General features: G+C 69.1%; 13 protein-coding genes. 8 read left to right on the top strand and 5 right to left on the bottom strand.

What is annotated here, in order from left to right:
* Positions 1 to 81: 81 nt before the first annotated feature.
* From IPL40_07030 to IPL40_07010, 5 genes are all read left to right on the top strand, one after another.
* Positions 82 to 504 (top strand): amidohydrolase family protein, encoded by a 423-nt coding sequence (locus tag IPL40_07030; GenBank protein MBK8480914.1) that lies wholly within the window; start codon positions 82 to 84, stop codon positions 502 to 504.
* A 496-nt stretch (positions 505 to 1000) separates the two neighbouring features.
* The gene (locus IPL40_07025) at positions 1001 to 2182 is read left to right on the top strand and encodes an efflux RND transporter periplasmic adaptor subunit (GenBank protein ID MBK8480913.1); all 1182 of its coding nucleotides are present in this window, start codon (positions 1001 to 1003) and stop codon (positions 2180 to 2182) included.
* A 3-nt stretch (positions 2183 to 2185) separates the two neighbouring features.
* Positions 2186 to 5302 carry an efflux RND transporter permease subunit gene (locus IPL40_07020; GenBank protein ID MBK8480912.1) on the top strand — a complete coding sequence of 1039 codons (3117 nt, stop codon included), beginning with the start codon at positions 2186 to 2188 and terminating at the stop codon, positions 5300 to 5302.
* Positions 5299 to 6606 (top strand): TolC family protein, encoded by a 1308-nt coding sequence (locus IPL40_07015; protein ID MBK8480911.1) that lies wholly within the window; start codon positions 5299 to 5301, stop codon positions 6604 to 6606. Before IPL40_07020 ends, IPL40_07015 begins: the two co-directional genes overlap by 4 nt.
* 21 nt (positions 6607 to 6627) lie before the next feature.
* Complete coding sequence (locus tag IPL40_07010) at positions 6628 to 7254, top strand: TetR/AcrR family transcriptional regulator (GenBank protein MBK8480910.1); 627 nt, start codon at positions 6628 to 6630, stop codon at positions 7252 to 7254.
* Here the strand turns inward: IPL40_07010 and IPL40_07005 are convergent.
* A complete protein-coding gene (locus IPL40_07005; GenBank protein ID MBK8480909.1) occupies positions 7218 to 7544 on the bottom strand; it encodes a hypothetical protein in 327 nt (108 codons plus the stop codon). The genes IPL40_07010 and IPL40_07005 overlap by 37 nt on opposite strands.
* A 377-nt stretch (positions 7545 to 7921) precedes the next feature.
* Here IPL40_07005 and IPL40_07000 point away from each other — a divergent pair, with 377 nt between their 5' ends.
* Together IPL40_07000 and IPL40_06995 are read left to right on the top strand one after the other, a co-directional pair.
* Positions 7922 to 8440, top strand: a complete 519-nt coding sequence (locus tag IPL40_07000) for a transposase (GenBank protein MBK8480908.1) — start codon at positions 7922 to 7924, stop codon at positions 8438 to 8440.
* 141 nt (positions 8441 to 8581) lie between these two features.
* A complete protein-coding gene (locus IPL40_06995) occupies positions 8582 to 8881 on the top strand; it encodes a hypothetical protein (protein ID MBK8480907.1) in 300 nt (99 codons plus the stop codon).
* Between the two features lie 58 nt (positions 8882 to 8939).
* Here the strand turns inward: IPL40_06995 and IPL40_06990 are convergent, their stop codons facing one another.
* From IPL40_06990 to carA, 3 genes are all read right to left on the bottom strand, one after another.
* Positions 8940 to 9665, bottom strand: coding sequence for a hypothetical protein (locus tag IPL40_06990; GenBank protein MBK8480906.1), 726 nt, complete (start codon positions 9663 to 9665; stop codon positions 8940 to 8942).
* Positions 9666 to 9780: 115 nt separating this feature from the next.
* Entirely contained in the window at positions 9781 to 13041 is a 3261-nt protein-coding gene (gene carB / locus IPL40_06985) for a carbamoyl-phosphate synthase large subunit (protein ID MBK8480905.1), read from the bottom strand.
* Positions 13042 to 13056: 15 nt separating this feature from the next.
* Positions 13057 to 14244, bottom strand: coding sequence for a glutamine-hydrolyzing carbamoyl-phosphate synthase small subunit (gene carA, locus IPL40_06980; protein MBK8480904.1), 1188 nt, complete (start codon positions 14242 to 14244; stop codon positions 13057 to 13059).
* A gap of 182 nt (positions 14245 to 14426) precedes the next feature.
* Between carA and IPL40_06975 the strand changes: the two genes are divergently transcribed.
* Positions 14427 to 15938 (top strand): succinate CoA transferase, encoded by a 1512-nt coding sequence (locus IPL40_06975; GenBank protein MBK8480903.1) that lies wholly within the window; start codon positions 14427 to 14429, stop codon positions 15936 to 15938.
* Positions 15939 to 15988: 50 nt separating this feature from the next.
* On the opposite strand, the gene IPL40_06970 is transcribed toward IPL40_06975, so the two are convergent.
* Entirely contained in the window at positions 15989 to 17419 is a 1431-nt protein-coding gene (locus IPL40_06970; GenBank protein ID MBK8480902.1) for a M23 family metallopeptidase, read from the bottom strand.
* Positions 17420 to 17426 lie beyond the last annotated feature (7 nt).

Below are 17426 nucleotides of genomic sequence, written 5' to 3'. Positions count from 1 at the left end.
TGCTCCGCGCCCTAGCGGTGAGCCTCGACGCCGCTCAACTGGCCCAATCTCCAGTGGGTCCGGCCATGACGGGGTGCGGTGATGACGAGCCCTTGGTCGTGGGGCTCTTGCGTGGGTGCGCGCGGAGCGAGGTCGCAGGCTGCTCCCGCGCGGGTTGCGAGCCACGCGGTCGCGCAGCCGGCGAGGTTTCCGTTGGCCGCGGGCCTCGCCTTAGGCCTGATCGCGCTCGCCGCCTGCGGCAGCAGCCCGACGATCGCGAGGGAGTTCGCAGCGCTCGTAAGGGCAGAGCTGACGCCGCTGCAGGCTCTCGGGGCATTGACGCGTAGGGGCGCCGAGCACCTCGGCTTGGGCCCTCAACTGGGAACGATCACCCCGGGGAAGCTCGCCGACCTGATTGCCGTCGAAGGCAACCCGCTCGCCGATAGCACGGCGCTCACCCGCGTCAGGCTGGTCATGCGCTCGGGCAAGGTGGTGCGTAACACCCTGCCGGCGCGACCCCACTGAAGCGCGAACGCTTCGCCCGCCCGCGCCGCTGACACCCAAGAAGAAGCGGGTCGCCTTGCGCGCTCAGGAGCCAGCAGGGCGCTCTAAATCGAGCCCAGTTTTGCACTTAATCGCGAAATCATATAGACATGAATCGGTCTTCGACGTACCTTGCTCATCGTTCAATGGGCAACAGGTAATCAGAACATGGCCCGGCCGACCAAAGCGTGCGCTGCGCACCGCGATCCGCTGACGGACCTGCGCAACCGGCGATCGTTCGCCTACGAGATTCAACGACGCCTACGGTCACGCTGTCGGGCATTGGCTGCTGCTACGAGCGGCCAGGTATTGCGGGCATGCTTCCGCGGCGCGGACGCCAGCGCCAGAATCGGCGGGGAAGCGCGTGCGGTGCACCTTCGACCGACTTCTGTGCGAGGGCCGGGCTTACAGCGAGCGATCCCATGATCGTGGCTTTCAGTCTGCGGCGCGTCCGCGGACGCCAGGGAGGGGGCCGACGATGAGTGCACGACTGCATCACGGTGTCAGGGCCGGTGTCAGGGCGGACTGGAGCTCGTGGCTGCTGCTCGTTTGCGCGATGCTCCTCCTCGGAGCCTGCACAAAGACCGAGGCCGCGATCGCCGAGGTGCCCTCGCCGCGGGTGGAGACCACGCTGGCGGTCCAGCACCAGTTCGAGCCGGTGGTCGAGTTGACCGGCGAAATTCGACCTGCCTCCGAGGCGCGCCTCGTCAGTGAGGTCGCAGGAACCCTCGCCAAGCTCATGGTCGAGGCGGGCGACCAGGTCGTGGCCGGTGCGCTCGTGGCGCAGATCGACGACGTTGCTCCTCGCGCGAGCCTGAAGAAGGCGGAAGCAGCGGTGGAGGTAGCGCGGGCGTCGCTCGAGTCGACCCGAGTCGAGCGCGAAGCCGCGCAGGTCGAGCTGGACCGGACCGAGAGGCTCAAGGCCGCCAAGGTCATTGACGCGCGGATGTTCGAGAACGCGCGGAGTCGCGCCGACGCCGCTGCGGCCCAGGTCAACATGGCGCTCGCCAACCTCAAGCAGACTGAGGCCGACGTCCTCGTGGGTCGGGCGACGCTGCGACAATACCGGATTGCAGCGCCGATCTCCGGCATCGTGGTCAAGCGTCACGTCAGACCTCACGAATACCTCGGCAAGGACAAACCGATCGTCGACCTCATCGATACGCGCTCGATGGAGCTCGTGACCAGCGTGCCGGCCGTGGATGCGCGCGCGCTCAAGCTAGGCGCACCGCTCAGGTTCCGGGTGGGTGCGCTCGGCGACCAGACCTTCGAGGGTCGCATCGTTGCGGTGATACCGCAGCTCGATGGCGCGAGCCGCACGCTGCCCGTCCGTGCCGCCATCGCAAACCCGAAGGGCCAGCTCATGGATGGGATGTTCGCGGTGGCGCGGGTGCCGACTGGCGCATCTCATGTCGGCGTGGCCATTCCACAGGGAGCCCTGCGTGGCGAGGGTGGCAGCCACTATGTCTGGGCGGTGCGCGGCGACGTGGTCGAGCGTGTCGCCGCCGTGGTCGGCGCAGGTCAGGGCGGCCTGGTGGAGATCGGAAGAGGGGTTGCGGTCGGGGACGAGCTCGTCCTGGCCGGCGCGGAGGAACTCAAGCCGGGAATGCGCGTTACGGTCGCTGCGCGCGCCGCGGCGTCCGCAGCCGAAGGCGACTAGCCGATGTTTCTCAGTAACATGTCGATCAAGCAGCCTGTCCTGACGACCATGATGATGGTCGCGCTGGTCGTGCTGGGCTACTTCGGCTACCGCCGCCTCAACGTCGACCAATTCCCGGACGTCGACTTGCCGGTCGTGAGCGTGGGGACGCGCTGGCCCGGCGCGGGCGCGGAGTCTGTAGAGAGCGAGGTCACCAAGCCGATCGAGGAGGCGGTCCACACGCTGTCCGGCGTCAAGGAGGTGCGCTCCACCTCGAGCGAAGGCGTCTCGACGGTCACCATCAGCTTCGAGCTCGACCGCGATGGCCGCGAGGCGGCCAACGACGTGCGCGACAAAGTCGCCGCGCTCGCCGGCGTGCTCCCCGAGGCCGCGGAGGCGCCGCTGATCCAGCGCTTCGACCCGTCGGCTGCACCCATCGCATCGCTTGGGCTGGCGTCGAAGACGCTCTCTACCCGCGACCTCACGGACCTCGCGGATCGCGTCGTCAAGAAGCGGCTCGTCAACGTGGCGGGGGTCGGTGCGGTCAAGATCGTCGGCGGCGCGCGGCGCCAGATTAGCGTGTCCTTGCGTCCTGATGACCTGCGTGCGCGCGGCGTGACGGCCGCCAGCGTCGTCGACCGGCTGCGACAGGAGAACGCCGACGTGCCCGCCGGGCGCGTCAGCGCCGCACGCACCGAGACCGTGGTGCGCGTGGCCGCCCGGATCAACCGCGTGGCTGACTTCGCCACCCTCGTGATCGGGCGCGGGCACGACGACGCGCCGATCTACCTGCGCGACGTCGCCGACCTCGAAGATGGCCAGGAGGAGCTGCGCTCGCTCGCGCTGATCGGCACCTCACGCACCGTCACGCTCGAGGTGCAGAAGCAGTCTGGCGCGAACACCGTGGCCGTGGTCCACGAGATCCAGCGTCGCTTACCCGAGCTGCAAGAGGAGCTCGGCGCGCGCGCCACCCTCAGCGTCGTGCGCAACGGCGCCAAGATGATCGAGGAGTCCGTCGACGATGTGAAGCTCACCCTCGTCCTCGGCGCCATCCTGACCGTCCTGGTGGTCTTCCTCTTCCTGAACTCCTGGCGCTCCACGGTGATCACCGGCCTGACGCTGCCGGTCTCGGTGATCGGGGCCTTTCTGGTGGTCTGGGCGATGGGCTTCACCCTCAACATCTTGACCTTGATGGCGCTGTCGCTCGCGATTGGCCTGCTCATCGACGACGCGATCGTGGTGCGCGAGAACATCGTGCGTCACGCCGAGATGGGCAAGAGTCACCACGACGCGGCGCGCGACGGTACCGCCGAGATCGGCATGGCGGTCATCGCGACGACGCTTGCCATCGTGGCCGTCTTCGTGCCGGTCGCCTTCATGAAGGGGATCATCGGGCGCTTCTTCTACCAGTTCGGCATCACCGTGGCGTGTGCCGTGCTCATCTCGCTCTTCGTCTCCTTCACGCTCGATCCGATGATGTCGTCGGTTTGGCCCGATCCCCACGGCGTCAAGCGCGGGCCCATCGGGCGGGCGCTCGAGCGCTTCTCGAAGGCCTTCGACCGCTTGAGCCTGCGCTACCACGGCACCGTGCTATGGGCCCTCGATCACCGCAAGACCACCCTCGCGATCGCGGCCGCGAGCTTCGTCGCCACGCTCGCGCTGGCGGGAAGAGTCGGCGGCGCCTTCATGCCAGACTACGACAAGGGCGAGTTTCAGGTCGACTTCCGCACGCCTGTCGGCGCCTCGATCGAGTACACGGAGGAGAAGGCGAAGGCGTTGGTGGCCATCGTGATCGCCGACCCCGATGTCGAGCTTGCGTTCACCACCATCGGCGCGGGCGCCACCGGCGCCGTCAACGAGGGGTCGATCTACGTCCGCGACCGCAAGCACGGCCGCAAGCGCACGACGAACCAGATCCGGCGCGATCTGCGCGAACAGCTGCGCGACGTGATCGATGTGCGCTACTCGCTCTCGGACGTCGGTGGCGCGGGTGGGGCTCAGCAACCGATCCAGCTCAGCCTGCGGGGCCCGGATCTCGCGCTGCTCGATCGTCGCGCGCACCACCTGCTCGAGGAGGCGCGCAAGATCCCTGGGTTGGTCGACGCGAAGATCGCGCAGGAGCGCACCAAGCCCGAGCTCCGCATTCTCCTGGATCGTGATCGTGCCACCGACCGGGGCGTGTCGGCCCGGGCCGTCGGCTCGACGGTGCAAACCCTGCTGGGGGGTGAGGTCGCCACCGAACTCGAGGACGCGCGCGGAGAGCGCTACGACGTGCGGGTCCAGCTCGCGGAGCGGAGCCGGACAGGCAAGGCGGACCTCGCGACGCTCGAGCTGCCCTCGACCAAGGCCGGCGTGGATGGTCGCCGCCTGCTGGTCCCCCTGGGCCAGATCGCGCGGATCGAGGACTCGCTTGGACCGTCGCAGATCGAGCGCCTCGAGCTCGAGCGCCAGGTGACCATCAGCGCGGGCGTCGAGGGTCGAGCTCTGGGCGACGTGACGGCAGAGCTCGACAAGCGCATCGCGGCCCTGCCCCGGATCGAGGGCTACTCAGAGACGATGGGCGGCCAGACCCGCGACATGATCGAGAGCGCGGGCTACGCGCTCGAGTCGCTGATCTTGGCGGTGATCTTCATCTATCTCATCCTGGCGTCGCAGTTCGGCAGCTTCTTGCAGCCGCTCGCCATCATGCTGTCGCTGCCGCTCTCCTTCATCGGTGTCGTCGGGGCGCTGCTGCTGACCAACGATACGCTCAACATCATGACGATGATCGGCCTCATCATGCTGATGGGCCTGGTCGTCAAGAACGCCATCTTGCTGATCGACAACGCCAACCAGCGTCGTCGCGAGGGCATGCCCCGGACCGACGCTCTGGCCAAGGCGGGCGAGATCCGGCTGCGTCCCATCATCATGACCACGCTCGCGATGATCGTGGGGATGGTGCCGCTCGCGCTCGCGATCGGTGAGGGCGCCGAGATGCGCGCGCCGATGGCAAGAGCGGTCATCGGCGGACTCATCTCGTCCACCTTCCTCACGCTCCTGGTGGTGCCGGTCGTCTACGCTTATCTCGACGACTTCGGCGCATGGGTCGGGCGCAAGTGGTCCTCGGAGGACCCGCTGCCCGCGGAGGATGGAGTGCCATGACCGATCGTATCGTCATCTTCGCCATGCTTGGGCTCGTCGCCCAGCCGAGCGCGGCGCGCGCCGAGACCACCCGGCTTGCCCTCGCACAGGCCTATCAGCTGGCGCTCGATCGCAACTCGGACCTGGCGCTCGCCCGCGAGACGGTGGTGCAGGCTCGGATCGCGCGCAAGCGCGCCTGGTCTGGACTCTTGCCCGTACTCTCGACCGCCGCCAGCTACACGAGGAACCAATACGAGGCGGAGCTCGACCCGCGGCTCTTCGATCCGACCTCCACGGCGCCGCCGATCGTCATTCAGGCCCAGGACGCGCTCAACGCCAGCGTCAAGCTCCACCAGCCGATCCTCGCGCCCTCGGCGATCGTCAAGCTGATCGGCGAGGGGACCAAGCGTGACGTCGCGCGGCTGGACTTCAAGCGGACGAAGCAGGAGCTGCTGAAGCTCGTCGCTAACGCGTACTTCGAGCTGCTGTCGGCCCAGGATGCGATCCAGATCGCGGAGCAGACGCTCCGGGACCGCGTCGCTCACCTGCATAAGGAGAAGGTGCTCTTCGACAACGGCGCGGCAACGGAGACGGCCGTGACTCAGGCCGAGATCGACCTGGCCGACGCCGAGCGGCAGCGGCTCGATGCCCGGGCCGCGCGCGACCTCGCCATCGAGGCGATGCATGTGCTCTGTAAGCTCGACGGGACCGTCGTCGCGGTCGATCCGTCGGACCCGCCGGCGGCCCTGCCCGACGAGGAGACACTCCTGACGGCAGCCCTCGCGCGGCGCCCAGATCTGCGCGCCGCGCGGCGTCTGTCCGCGGACAGGAATATCGTGAAGTGGAGGGCGCGCACGAAGTTCCTCCCGGAGATCGCGGCGGACCTGAGCGGAAGCTGGTCGAACGCCGCTGGCTTCACGGGCCAGAACCTGCTCTGGATCGGCGTCATCACGGGTACGTGGACGCTCTTCGACGGCGGCGCGCGCTACGCCGATAGCCTCGACGGCGACAGTCAGGTCAGGCAGCTCACGTTGCAAGAGCGGCGGATCCGCGACCAGGTTACGACCGAGGTGCGCCGTGGGCTGGTCGAGGCGCGAAGCGCACGGGCGCGTTGGGAGCTCGCTCAACGTGAGGCGAAACTCGCTCGCAGGAATGAAGCCTTGGTCCGGGCGCGCTTCGACGTTGGCGCCGCGACGCCCCTCGAGCTGTCGGACGCGGGGTCGCGGCGCCTGGCCAATGAGGTGGGGGAGATCCGCTCAAAGAACGCGCTCCGCCTGGCGCTCGTGGCTCTCGATGTCGCCGCTGGTCGCGACCTCGTGCGCTGATGCATCGGAGGAATTGAAGGCATGCCGAGACCGCCCCGCCGCGAACGTGAAATCCGCGAGACACGACAGCACATGCTGCGGGCCGCAGCGCGCGTGTTTTCGCGCAAGGGCTTCGCCCCGGCCTCGATGCAAGACATCGGTCGCGAAGCAGGATACAGCGCCCCCTCGCTCTACAGCTACTTCAGGGGCAAGCAGGACATCGTCAACGCTCTGGCCGAGACGATCACCAAGGAGGCTCAAGACCTGTTCGGCGTCTCCCTCCCCGCTGGGCTGACCTTTCGGCAGCAGCTCGAGCTGCTGCTGCGTCATCAGAACGCGTGGGCAGAGACGCACCGGGACGCGTTTCTATTCTTCCTACAGCGCGGCGCGCCGCCCTCGAAGGACGCCGAGCCTCCTCCGGATTTGGCCGCTCACTACATCGCGCAGCTCACGCTATGGATCGAGGGTCGGCGCGCCGAAGGTGATCTGGGATCGGTCGGTCCCACGGTGGCCTCCGAGGTCGCCGCGAACGCGCTCTGGGGACTGACCCACGCCTTCTTCTTGCGCTGGACGCGGAGCGGCTGTGCCGGGTCGCTCAACGACAGCCTCGCCCAGGTGCTCGACCTCTTCTTCTATGGCCTCGCCGGCGCGCCGTCCAAGGCCGGCTGATGCCACTCGACCGATCCGTGGGTGACGACGAACCCGCGCGATCCGCCGCCGCGGCAGGGCGGACGGGCGCCCCGCCACCACGACCGCGAGACGATGGTGACGTCGTTCTCCGGGCCGACGCGATCACGAAGACCTACCGCATGGGGGAGGTCGATGTTCAGGCGCTGCGCGGTGTCACCGAGGCGTACCGCTTCGGTGAGGCCTTCGCTGCCGCCCGACGTGCGCCGGACCGCGTGGCGGAGCAGCTCCGGTCCATCGCCGGGGTCGTCCTCGATGTGTCGAGAAAGCAAGCGGGGCGTCGTACAGGCGGGCACCGCGCTGCTGGAGCTTGGCAATCCGGCGGCGCACGAGCTGGTGGTCGACGTGCTGACGTCCGATGCGGTGCGCATCCGCTCCGGGGCAAAGGCGCGCATCGTCCGCTGGGGCGTTCAACGCGAGCTGCAGGCCCACGTGCGTCGCGTCGAGCCCAAGGCGTCTAGCCGGAGGTCCGCCCTGGGCGTCGAGGAGCAACGAGGAGGCCCGAGAGGTCGTGCGCCTTCCGGCGCGCGCCATCTTCAAACGCGAGGACCCTTGGACCGTATTCGTGCTGGAGGCCGGCGCTGCCCAGGCTCGGCAGGTGAGGTTGGGCGCCTGGTGAGCGCGTTGCAAGCGGGACCGAGGTAAGCGCGTGCTGAGCAGCCGCGTCATCGTCGACGCGATCGACGCGTGGACCGACGAGCGGTTCCCGAGCACCCCGCCCAAGCGCCGGCTCGGTGTGGCGCTGACCTACGCCAAGAACCAGCGCCGCGCCCTGCGTCGCTTCCTGGACGACCAGAAGCTGCCGCTCGACAACAGCGCTTCGCAGAGAGTGCTCAGGATCCTCGCGGTCGGCCGGAAGCACTTCCTTTTCGTCGGGCACACGGCGGGTCCTTCGTCACCCTCAATGGAAGCAGATCGGATCGTTGGGGTCGCACTTGATCTCGGTCAGTTTCTTGGCGGCGCGTGCGCTGGCTGCCTTGGCCCGGAAGACGCGTTTGCCGGCCGCCACCGCAGCCTCTGCCATGGCCTGCCGGTGCTCGAGCAGCAGGCTCCGTTGCGCCTCCGTCTTGGCCTCGTCGATCAGCTTGTTGTAGGCCGTCACCTCCCGCTGCGCGCGTCTCGCCGCCCTCTTGGCGCGGGCCTGGGCCTCCTCGAGCTCCGCCTGTAGGGCGCGGAAGAGCCGCTGCTGCCCTTGTCGGGTCCGCTCCGCACGGGCGATCTCGCCCTTGCTGCGGTAGATGGCATAGGCGAGCCCCGCGCTCGTTAGCATCACGAGCGTCAAGATCGCGCCGAGCAGCGCCTGCCAGCGGTGAGCCCGCTGCTCCTTCAGCGCGTCGGCGTGGATGGCGTTTCGGTGCGCCAACAGGCGCTGCTCCGCCTCGGCGCGGGCCTGGCGCTCGGCAGCCTCGAGCTGCGCTTCGTGCGCCTCTGTCGCCTGGCGCCGTCGGCGCTCGTCCTCGCGCAGGCGCTCGAGCACCGCGCTCTGCTCGTCTTTGCCGCGCGTCTGATCGGCGAGCTGCACCTCGATCGCCGCCAGCCGCTGCTCCTCTTGCTGGCGCAGCGCTGCGCGCCGCGCGTCCTCCAGGCGCTCCTGCTCGAGCGCGCGTAGCTGCTTGAGGTTGAAGTCCAGGGAGTCGGAGTCTGGTGCTGCCATCTGCTGCTCTCGGCTAGAGACGCTCGCCTAGGGTTTCACCTTGCGCCGCGCGATCGAGCCGCCGGCGGGTGCGTTCCTGTTGCGCCTTCAGGAGTGCCTCGCGCGCCTCGGCCTGCTGCAGCGCCTTGGACAGCTCCTCGCGCGCCTGCAGCGGGGCGCTCTCCAATTGCCGCTTGAACGCGTTGATCAGGGCGCTGTTGCGCCGCACGTCTTCTCTCTGCTCCCGCCGGAGCTCGGCGATCTGCGCCCTCAGCTCGTGGGTGCGCCGCGCGTTCTGCGCCACCGCCTGCGTCGCGCTCTGCTTCATCCGGTAGAGCTGGCGCACCTGATAGCCGATGCCGCCGAGCACGCCGAGCGCGATCACGATGCTGAGCGCCACGCCCCAGCGCAGTCGAGCGGCCTTAACCCTTGCCGCCGCGACCGCCTCGCCCGCCACCGTGACGCGGCGAAGACGCTCTTCTCCCTCGATCGCCGAGCGGCGCCTCGCGGCCTCGGCCGCCTGGCGTTGCTCCCGCTCCTCTGTCGCCCGGCGCTCCTCCGCGAGGCGGGCCCGCTCGGCCTCGGCGCGCTGACGCGCGGCCTCAGCCTCGAGTGCGAGTCTGCGCTCGTTCGCGCGCGCCTCCTGCTCGGCCAGCGCCAGCGCCCGCGCAGCCGCTTGCTCCGCGGCGACGCGCTCCTGCTCCATCTGCTTCAGGCTCGCCAGGCTCGTGACCAGGGAGTCGTGCTGCCGCTCAGCCATCCTGCCGCTCACCTATCTGCCCTGACCCCACGCTGCGCCGACCATGCTGGCTGCGGGTCTGACGTGGAGCCGAGCCAGCCGGCGCTCTTGCCAGCCCAACCGCCTGAGGGCCGGTTCAGCCCGCTGAGGAGAGGGATGGGTGGGTGCCGGTCGTGCCTGTCGAACCGCCCTGCAGCGCGCGCACGGTCAGGATATTATCGCGCAGGTGCCGAATGCCCTGCACCGCGGCCCGCGCCGCCGAGAGCGTCGAGAGCAGGGGCACCCGGCAATTCAGCGCGGCCCGCCGCAAGGCGTGCTCGTCATAGTAGGAGGGGCCCCCCAGCGGGGTGTTGATCACCAGGTCGATCTCGCGGTTGCGGATGCGGTCGACGATGTTGGGCCGACCTTCGTTGACCTTGAACACGGTCTTGACGCTGAGCCCCTCGAGCTGGAGCTGCTTGGCATTGCCGCGCGTCGCGACCAGGGTGAAGCCGAGCTCCGCGAGGTCCCGCGCGATCGGCACGACCTTGGACTTGTCGCGGTCATTCACCGAGATGAAGACGTTGCCATGCACGGGCAGCGCCTGGCCGGCGGCGATCATGCCCTTGGCGAAGGCCAGACCGAACTCCTCGTCGCAGCCGTAGGCCTCGCCGGTGGAGCGCATTTCGGGCCCCAAGACGGGGTCGAAGCCGGGAAAGCGATCGAAGGGGAAGACCGGCACCTTGACCGAAAAGCGCTGCGGACGCGGTTCCTCGGTCAGACCGAGGTCGACCAGCTTTTGGCCGACCATCACCTTCGCCGCGATCTTGGCGAAGGGGATACCGAGCGCCTTCGAGAGGAAGGGAATCGTCCGGCTGGCGCGAGGGTTGGCCTCGAGCACATAGAGCTGACCGTCGGCGATCGCGTATTGAACGTTGAGCAGGCCCTTGACCCCGAGCTCGAGCGCCAGGCGCTTGGTGCACTCGCGGATCTCGTCGAGGTGGGCCGGAGCGATCATGAAGGTCGGCAAGACGGCGGTCGAGTCGCCGGAGTGGATGCCGGCCTCCTCGAGGTGCTCCATGATGCCGCAGATCACCGTGCGCTCACCGTCGCAGATCGCATCGACGTCGACCTCGAAGGCGTCCTCGAGGAAGCGATCGAGCAGCACCGGACGTCCCTCGCCGACGCGCGTGGCCGCGTCGATATACTCGGCCAGGCGGCTATTGTCGTAGCAAACAGCCATCGCCTGGCCGCCCAGCACGTAGGAGGGGCGCACGAGCACGGGGTAGCCGAGCGACTCCGCCACCACGCGGGCCTCCTCCAGGCTACTCGCCGTGCCGTAGTCGGGCCGGCGAATGCCGAGCCGATCGAGGAGTTGGCCGAAACGGCCCCGGTCCTCGGCCATGTCGATCGTGTCGTAGGGCGTGCCGAGGATGCGGACGCCGGCGGCCGAGAGCGGCCCGGCCAGCGCCAGCGGCGTCGCGCCGCCAAACTGCGCGATCACCCCGATCGGGCGCTCGCGCTCGACGATCGCCATGACGTCCTCGGCGGTCAGCGGCTCGAAGTAGAGCCGGTCCGAGATGTCGTAGTCGGTGGAGACGGTCTCCGGGTTGCAGTTGACCATCACCGTCTGATAGCCGGCCTCGCGCAGCGCCATCACGGCATGCACGCAGCAGCAATCGAACTCGATGCCCTGGCCGATGCGGTTCGGGCCGCCGCCGAGGATCATCACCTTCGGCGCCTCGCTCTGCGCGGTGGCCTCGTCCTCGTCGTCGTAGCTGCTGTAGAAGTAGGGCGTCGACGCGCGGAACTCGGCGGCGCAGGTGTCGATCGACTTGAAGGCGACCTCGACGCCCAGCGCCCGGCGGTGCGCGCGCACCGCGGGCTCGTCGACGCCGCCGAGGTAGGCGAGCTGGCAGTCGGAGAAGCCCTGGCGCTTGGCCTCGAGCAGCAGGTCGACCCCCCAACCGGCCAGGCCGGCGGGCTCGGCGGCCGTCCGTAGCTCGCGCTCCATCGCGATCAGCTCGGTGATCTGGTGCAGAAACCAGCGGTCGATCCGCGTCGTGGCGTAGACCTCCTCGAGCGAGACGCCGCCGGCCAGCGCCGCGCGTACCCAGAAGAGTCGCGTCGGATGCGGTCGCACGAGGTGCTCACGCACCCGCGCGAGGTCCGCGATGTCCTTGCCATCGGCGCCGAAGCCCGCGCGACCGACCTCCAGCGAGCGTACTGCCTTCTGCAGCGCCTGCTTGAAGGTTCGTCCGATCGACATCACCTCGCCGACCGAGCGCATCTGCGTGTCGAGGGTATCGGAGGTGCCGGGGAACTTCTTGAAGGCGAAGCGCGGGATCTTGACGACGACGTAGTCGAGCGAGGGCTCGAAGCTGGCCGGCGTCTCGCGCGTGATGTCGTTACGGATCTCGTCGAGCGTCAGGCCGACGGCGAGCTTGGCGGCGATCTTGGCGATCGGAAAGCCGGTCGCCTTGCTCGCCAGCGCGCTCGAGCGCGAGACGCGCGGGTTCATCTCGATCACGACGATGCGGCCGTTGTCGGGATTGACCGCGAACTGGATGTTCGAACCCCCGGTCTCGACGCCGACCCGGCGAATCACCCGCTTGGCCATGTCGCGCATCGTCTGCAGCTCGACGTCGGAGAGCGTCATCGCCGGCGCGACCGTGATCGAGTCGCCGGTATGGACGCCCATCGGATCGAGGTTCTCGATCGTGCAGATGACGACGAAGCGGTCGGCGCAGTCGCGCATCACCTCGAGCTCGAACTCCTTCCAACCGACGACGCCCTCCTCGACCAAGACCTCGCTGACGGGTGAGGCGTCGAGGCCGCGCCCAACGACGTCGCGCAGCTCCTCGAGGTTGTAGGCCAGACCGCTGCCCTCGCCCCCCAGCGTAAAGCTCGGGCGGATCACCACGGGGTAGCCGAGCTCGGCCACCTGCGCTACGGCCGCCTCGACCGAGGAGACGACGATCGAGCGCGGGACATCGAGCCCCTCCGCCACCATCGCGGCGCGAAAGAGCCGGCGATCCTCGGCGACGCGAATCGTGTCGAGTCGGGCGCCGATCAGGCGCGTGCCGCTCTCGCGCAGGATGCCGGTCTCGGCCAGCTTCACCGCCAGGTTGAGCGCCGTCTGCCCGCCGACCGTGGGCAGCAGCGCGTCCGGGCGCTCGCGCTCGATGATCTTGGCCAGCGCGCTGACCGTCAGCGGCTCGATGTAGGTGCGATCGGCGACCTCGGGGTCGCTCATGATCGTCGCGGGATTCGAGTTGACGAGCACGACCTCGTAGCCTTCGTCGCGCAGCGCGCGGGCCGCCTGGGTGCCCGAGTAATCGAATTCGCAGGCCTGCCCGATCACGATCGGGCCGGAGCCGAGCAGCAGGATCTTACGGATGTCGGTGCGCTTGGGCATGGACGATGGTCGCGCTCAGCTCTTCGGTCCGGGCGTGGCGGTACCGGGTGTTGTAGCCGTGGGACCTGCGGTCTCGAGCAGCGCCACGAAGCGATCGAAGACCGCCTCGGCGTCGGAGGGTCCAGGGCTGCCTTCGGGGTGAAACTGCACGGCGATCGCGCGTCGCTCGCGCAGGGCGAAGCCCTCCAGCGTGCGATCGTAGAGGCTGGTATGCGTGACCTCCATGTCGCTGCCGGGCAGCGTGTCGGGGTCGACCGCGAAGCCGTGGTTCTGGGCCGTGATCCAGACGCCGCCGCTCTCGAGGTCAGAGACCGGATGATTGCCGCCGTGATGGCCGAAGGGCAGCTTGTAGGTCTGTCCGCCGACGGCGAGCCCGAGGATCTGATGCCCGAGACAGATGCCGAGCATCGGCACGCGCCCAAGCAGACCTCGCGCCGCCTCGATACCGGAGGCCACAGGCGCCGGATCGCCCGGGCCGTTCGAGAGCACGACGCCGGCGGGCCGCAGCGCCAACACCTCGTCGGCGCTGGTTCCGGCCGGCACGACCTGAACCCGCAAGCCGCGCCGCTGCAGACAGCGCAGGATGCCCCGCTTGACCCCGAAATCGATTACCACCACCTGCGGCCGATCGCGCTCGTCCTGCTCCGCGGCGGCGGCGGTCGCGCTCGCGACGGGGCCCGCGAAGGTGAAGCTCTCGGGCGTGGTGACCCGATTGGCCAGGTTGAGCCCTTCCATCGAGGGCCAGGCGCGGACCTGCTCGAGGCGAGCTTCTGGCGAGGCGCCGGCCTGCGGGAAGATGCCGCCGCGCATCGCGCCGCGGTCCCGCAGGTGACGCGTCAGGGCGCGGGTGTCGAGATCGGCGATGCCGATCACCTGCTGCGCGAGCAGCCAGTCGCCGAGCGCGGACTGCGAGCGCCAGTTACTGGCGATCGGTGACAGCTCGCGCACGACGATGCCGCTGAGCTGGGCGCGATTGCCACGCGGCGTCTGCGCATCGGCGTCGCAGACACCGTAGTTGCCGATCTGCGGGGCGGTGAAGACGACGATCTGGCCGGTGTAGGACGGGTCGGTCGCGATCTCCTGGTACCCGGTCATGCTGGTGTTGAACACCACCTCACCGAGGACGAACCCAGAAGCACCTATCGCCCGACCGCGAAAACTGCGCCCATCCTCGAGCACGAGCTGTGCGTCAAACGCCCGCATAAGCGGTGAGTCAGTCTCACAGGCGCCAAGGCTTGTCAACCGCCGGCGCCACGCGCGCTCGGTCGGCTCACCGCAGCGGGGTCACTATTACCGCAGTGGCTTGACACATCGCGAGGCCGCCGCTAGACACCTGCGGCCCTTTCCGCCCCGTTCGTTCATTCTCCAGCCAGAGGGAGCCGCCGATGACCCGATCGAACTTCCCCGTCCTCTCCGCCGACGAGGCCGCCGCGCTGATCCCCGATGGCGCGACGGTCGGCTTCTCCGGCTTCACGCCCGCCGGCGCCGCGAAGGCGGTGCCGCGCGCCCTGGCCCAGCGTGCGCGGGCGTTGCACGCTCGCGGCGAGTCGTATCGCCTGCGGGTGCTGACGGGGGCGTCGACCGGTCCGGGCATCGACGATGCCTTGGCCAACGCCGACGCGATTAGCTGGCGCGCGCCTTATCAGTCCTCGAAGGCGCTGCGCGCGCGGATCAACGATCAAAGCGTCGAGTTCGTCGACATGCACCTCTCGCACGTCCCGCAGATGGTCGAGTTTGGCTTCTTCGGCCCGCTCGACTTCGCCGTGGTCGAGGCGGTCGACGTGACCGACGACGGTCGCATCTATCTCGGCGCGTCGATCGGCGCATCGCCGAGCTTCCTGCGCCACGCCAAGCGGGTGGTGGTGGAGGTCAACGCGCACCATAGCCGGCGGCTGCACGAGATGCAGGACATCGCGATTCTGCCGCGTCCGCCGATGCGCGACCCGATTCCGATCGGCCGGCCGATGGCCAAGATCGGCGTGCCCTTCGCGCTGACCGACCCGAGCAAGATCGTCGGCGTGGTCCACACCAACGAGCCTGACGGGGTGGCGCCCTTCACCCCGCCCGACGCGGCCAGCGAGCGCATCGCCGCCCACGTCGTGCACTTTCTGCTCGACGAGCTGCACGCCGGTCGCATACCGCCGGACTTCTTGCCCCTGCAGGCAGGCGTCGGCAACGTGGCCAATGCGGTGATGGCCAGCCTCGGCAGCGCCGACGAGGTGCCGCCCTTCGTGATGTACACGGAGGTCTTTCAGGATGCGCTCGTCGGCCTGATGCGGCAGGGCAAGCTGCTCGGCGCGTCGTCGACCAGCCTGACGCTCTCCGAGCCGCGGCTGCAAGAGGTCTATGGCGATATGGGGTTCTTTGGCCCGCGGGTGGTGCTGCGGCCGCAGGAGCTCTCCAATAACCCGGGGGTGATTCGACGCCTCGGCGTGATCTCGATCAACACGGCGGTCGAGGCCGACCTCTACGGCTGCGTCAACTCGACGCACGTCGCGGGCACGCGCCTGCTCAACGGGGTGGGCGGCTCGGGCGACTTCGTGCGCAACGCCTATATCTCTCTGCTGGTCTGTCCGAGCGTCAGCAAGGGTGGGGCGATCTCGACGATCGTGCCGATGGTCACGCACGTCGACCATAACGAGCACTCGGTGCAGGTGGTGGTCACCGAGCAGGGGCTGGCCGATCTGCGCGGTCTGGGGCCGCTCGAGCGGGCCCACCGCATGATCGAGAAATGCGCGCATCCGAGCTACCGCGACTACCTGCACCACTATCTCGAGGCCGCACCCCTCGGCCACGTGCGACACGACCTGGCGCATTGCTTCGATCTGCACCGCAGCCTGCTCGAGCACGGCTCGATGCGTCCGGCGGTCGAAGCGGCGCTGGGGGGCCATAGCTAGCGGCCGAAAGGCCCGAGCGAAAGGCCCAAGCGGTGCGCTTGAATGCCTCGCTACTTCGCCGCTAGCGCGATCGCCCCGAGCTTGGCCGCGCGTGCTCCCACGGCCGCCAGGAAGCGGGCGCGCTCGCCGCTCGGCAGCAGCGGGCCGGCGCCGATCTTGAATTGCTGCGGATCGATCGGCCGACCGTTGACCACCATGCCGTAGTGCAGGTGCGGGCCCGTCGAGAGCCCCGTCGTGCCGACGTAGCCGATCAGGTCGTGCTGACGCACGCGCTGCCCGGGGCGCAGGCCGGCGGCAAAGCGCTGCAGGTGCATGTAGACGGTGCGGACGCCCGCGCTATGCCGCAGCACGACCATATTTCCCGCGCCCCCCGCCCGATGGGCGGCGCCCACCACCCCATCGGCGGCGGCCCAGACCGGCGTGCCCTCGGGCGCGGCGTAGTCGACGCCGAGGTGTCCCTTGGTGCGGTGCAGGATCGGGTGAAAGCGCTTGCGGTTGAAGCGCGAGCTGATGCGACGAAACTGCAGCGGCGTCTTGAGAAACGCGCGCCGCACGGCGCGGCCCTCGGCGTCGTAGTAGGCCCCTGCAGCGCCCGCGCCCGCGCCCGCGTAGTAGTAGGCGCGGAAGCGCCCCGCCTCGCCGCGGTATTCGGCCGCCAGGATACGCCCATAGCGGTAGAACTTCCCGCCGTGCTGACGCTTCTCGACGACGATGCGGAACTCGTCGCCCTCGCGCGGATCCGTGTACCAGTTGATGTCCCAGGAGAAGAGGTCGACGAAGGCGGCGGCCAGGGCAGCCGTCTCACCGGCGGCCGCGAGGGCGCCGTTCAGCGAGGACTCGATCCGTCCGCCGATCTCGGCGACCTCCACCTCGAGCTCAGCCTCGTCGCGCCGCGCCTTGAAGGTGTCGTCCGCACCACGCGCCACCACGATCTTATGCACCGCCGAGAGCTGGTAAATGAACTGCTCGACCGCGCGCGTGCGTGGATCGAGGCGCAGCTCGAAGCGGTGTCGTGGTTGCAGGGCACGCAGGTCGAGCTCGGCGCCCAGCGCCGTCGCGAGCTCGTCGGCCTGGGCCGCGCTCAGTCCCGCCGCTGCGAGGGCGGCGGACAAGCCGATATAGCCCTTCATCGTACCGCGCACGACGACCGCGCCGTCGTCGGGGTAATCGGGCGACGTCGCTGTCCCGGGCGCGCCGGGCCGATCACCGCGTCCCGCGCCCGTCCGGGCGGCGCCGGATAGCCCTGGCACCGAGCCGCCGGCGAGCGAGCTGGCGCGCAGCAGCTCGTTGACGGAGGTCCCCTTGCGGAAGAGAAAGACGTAGGCGTTGACGCCCAGTAGCACGAGGAAGACCAGCGCCAGCGGCCAGGCACCCCCGGCCCGCCACCGTCGCTTCTGCCGCCGGCGCGAGGCCGGCGCAGCCGTCAGCACCGAATGCCGCGTATTGCGCCGGCTTGGATCGTAGAAGGTAATGCGTGCCAAACGAAGA

The sequence above is a fragment of the Pseudomonadota bacterium genome (genome assembly GCA_016711215.1).
Taxonomy (GTDB): domain Bacteria; phylum Myxococcota_A; class Polyangia.
Note: the sequence above shows the minus strand (reverse complement) of the source record. Positions and strands in the feature narration are given on the sequence as shown.

Excerpts from the sequence above, each read along its gene's own strand:
- IPL40_07030 (MBK8480914.1), top strand. The coding sequence starts at position 82 with ATGACGAGCCCTTGGTCGTGGGGCTCTTGCGTGGGTGCGCGCGGAGCG.
- IPL40_07025 (MBK8480913.1), top strand. The coding sequence starts at position 1,001 with ATGAGTGCACGACTGCATCACGGTGTCAGGGCCGGTGTCAGGGCGGAC.
- IPL40_07020 (MBK8480912.1), top strand. The coding sequence starts at position 2,186 with ATGTTTCTCAGTAACATGTCGATCAAGCAGCCTGTCCTGACGACCATG.
- IPL40_07015 (MBK8480911.1), top strand. The coding sequence starts at position 5,299 with ATGACCGATCGTATCGTCATCTTCGCCATGCTTGGGCTCGTCGCCCAG.
- IPL40_07010 (MBK8480910.1), top strand. The coding sequence starts at position 6,628 with ATGCCGAGACCGCCCCGCCGCGAACGTGAAATCCGCGAGACACGACAG.
- IPL40_06990 (MBK8480906.1), bottom strand. The coding sequence starts at position 9,665 with ATGGCTGAGCGGCAGCACGACTCCCTGGTCACGAGCCTGGCGAGCCTG.
- carB (MBK8480905.1), bottom strand. The coding sequence starts at position 13,041 with ATGCCCAAGCGCACCGACATCCGTAAGATCCTGCTGCTCGGCTCCGGC.
- carA (MBK8480904.1), bottom strand. The coding sequence starts at position 14,244 with ATGCGGGCGTTTGACGCACAGCTCGTGCTCGAGGATGGGCGCAGTTTT.
- IPL40_06975 (MBK8480903.1), top strand. The coding sequence starts at position 14,427 with ATGACCCGATCGAACTTCCCCGTCCTCTCCGCCGACGAGGCCGCCGCG.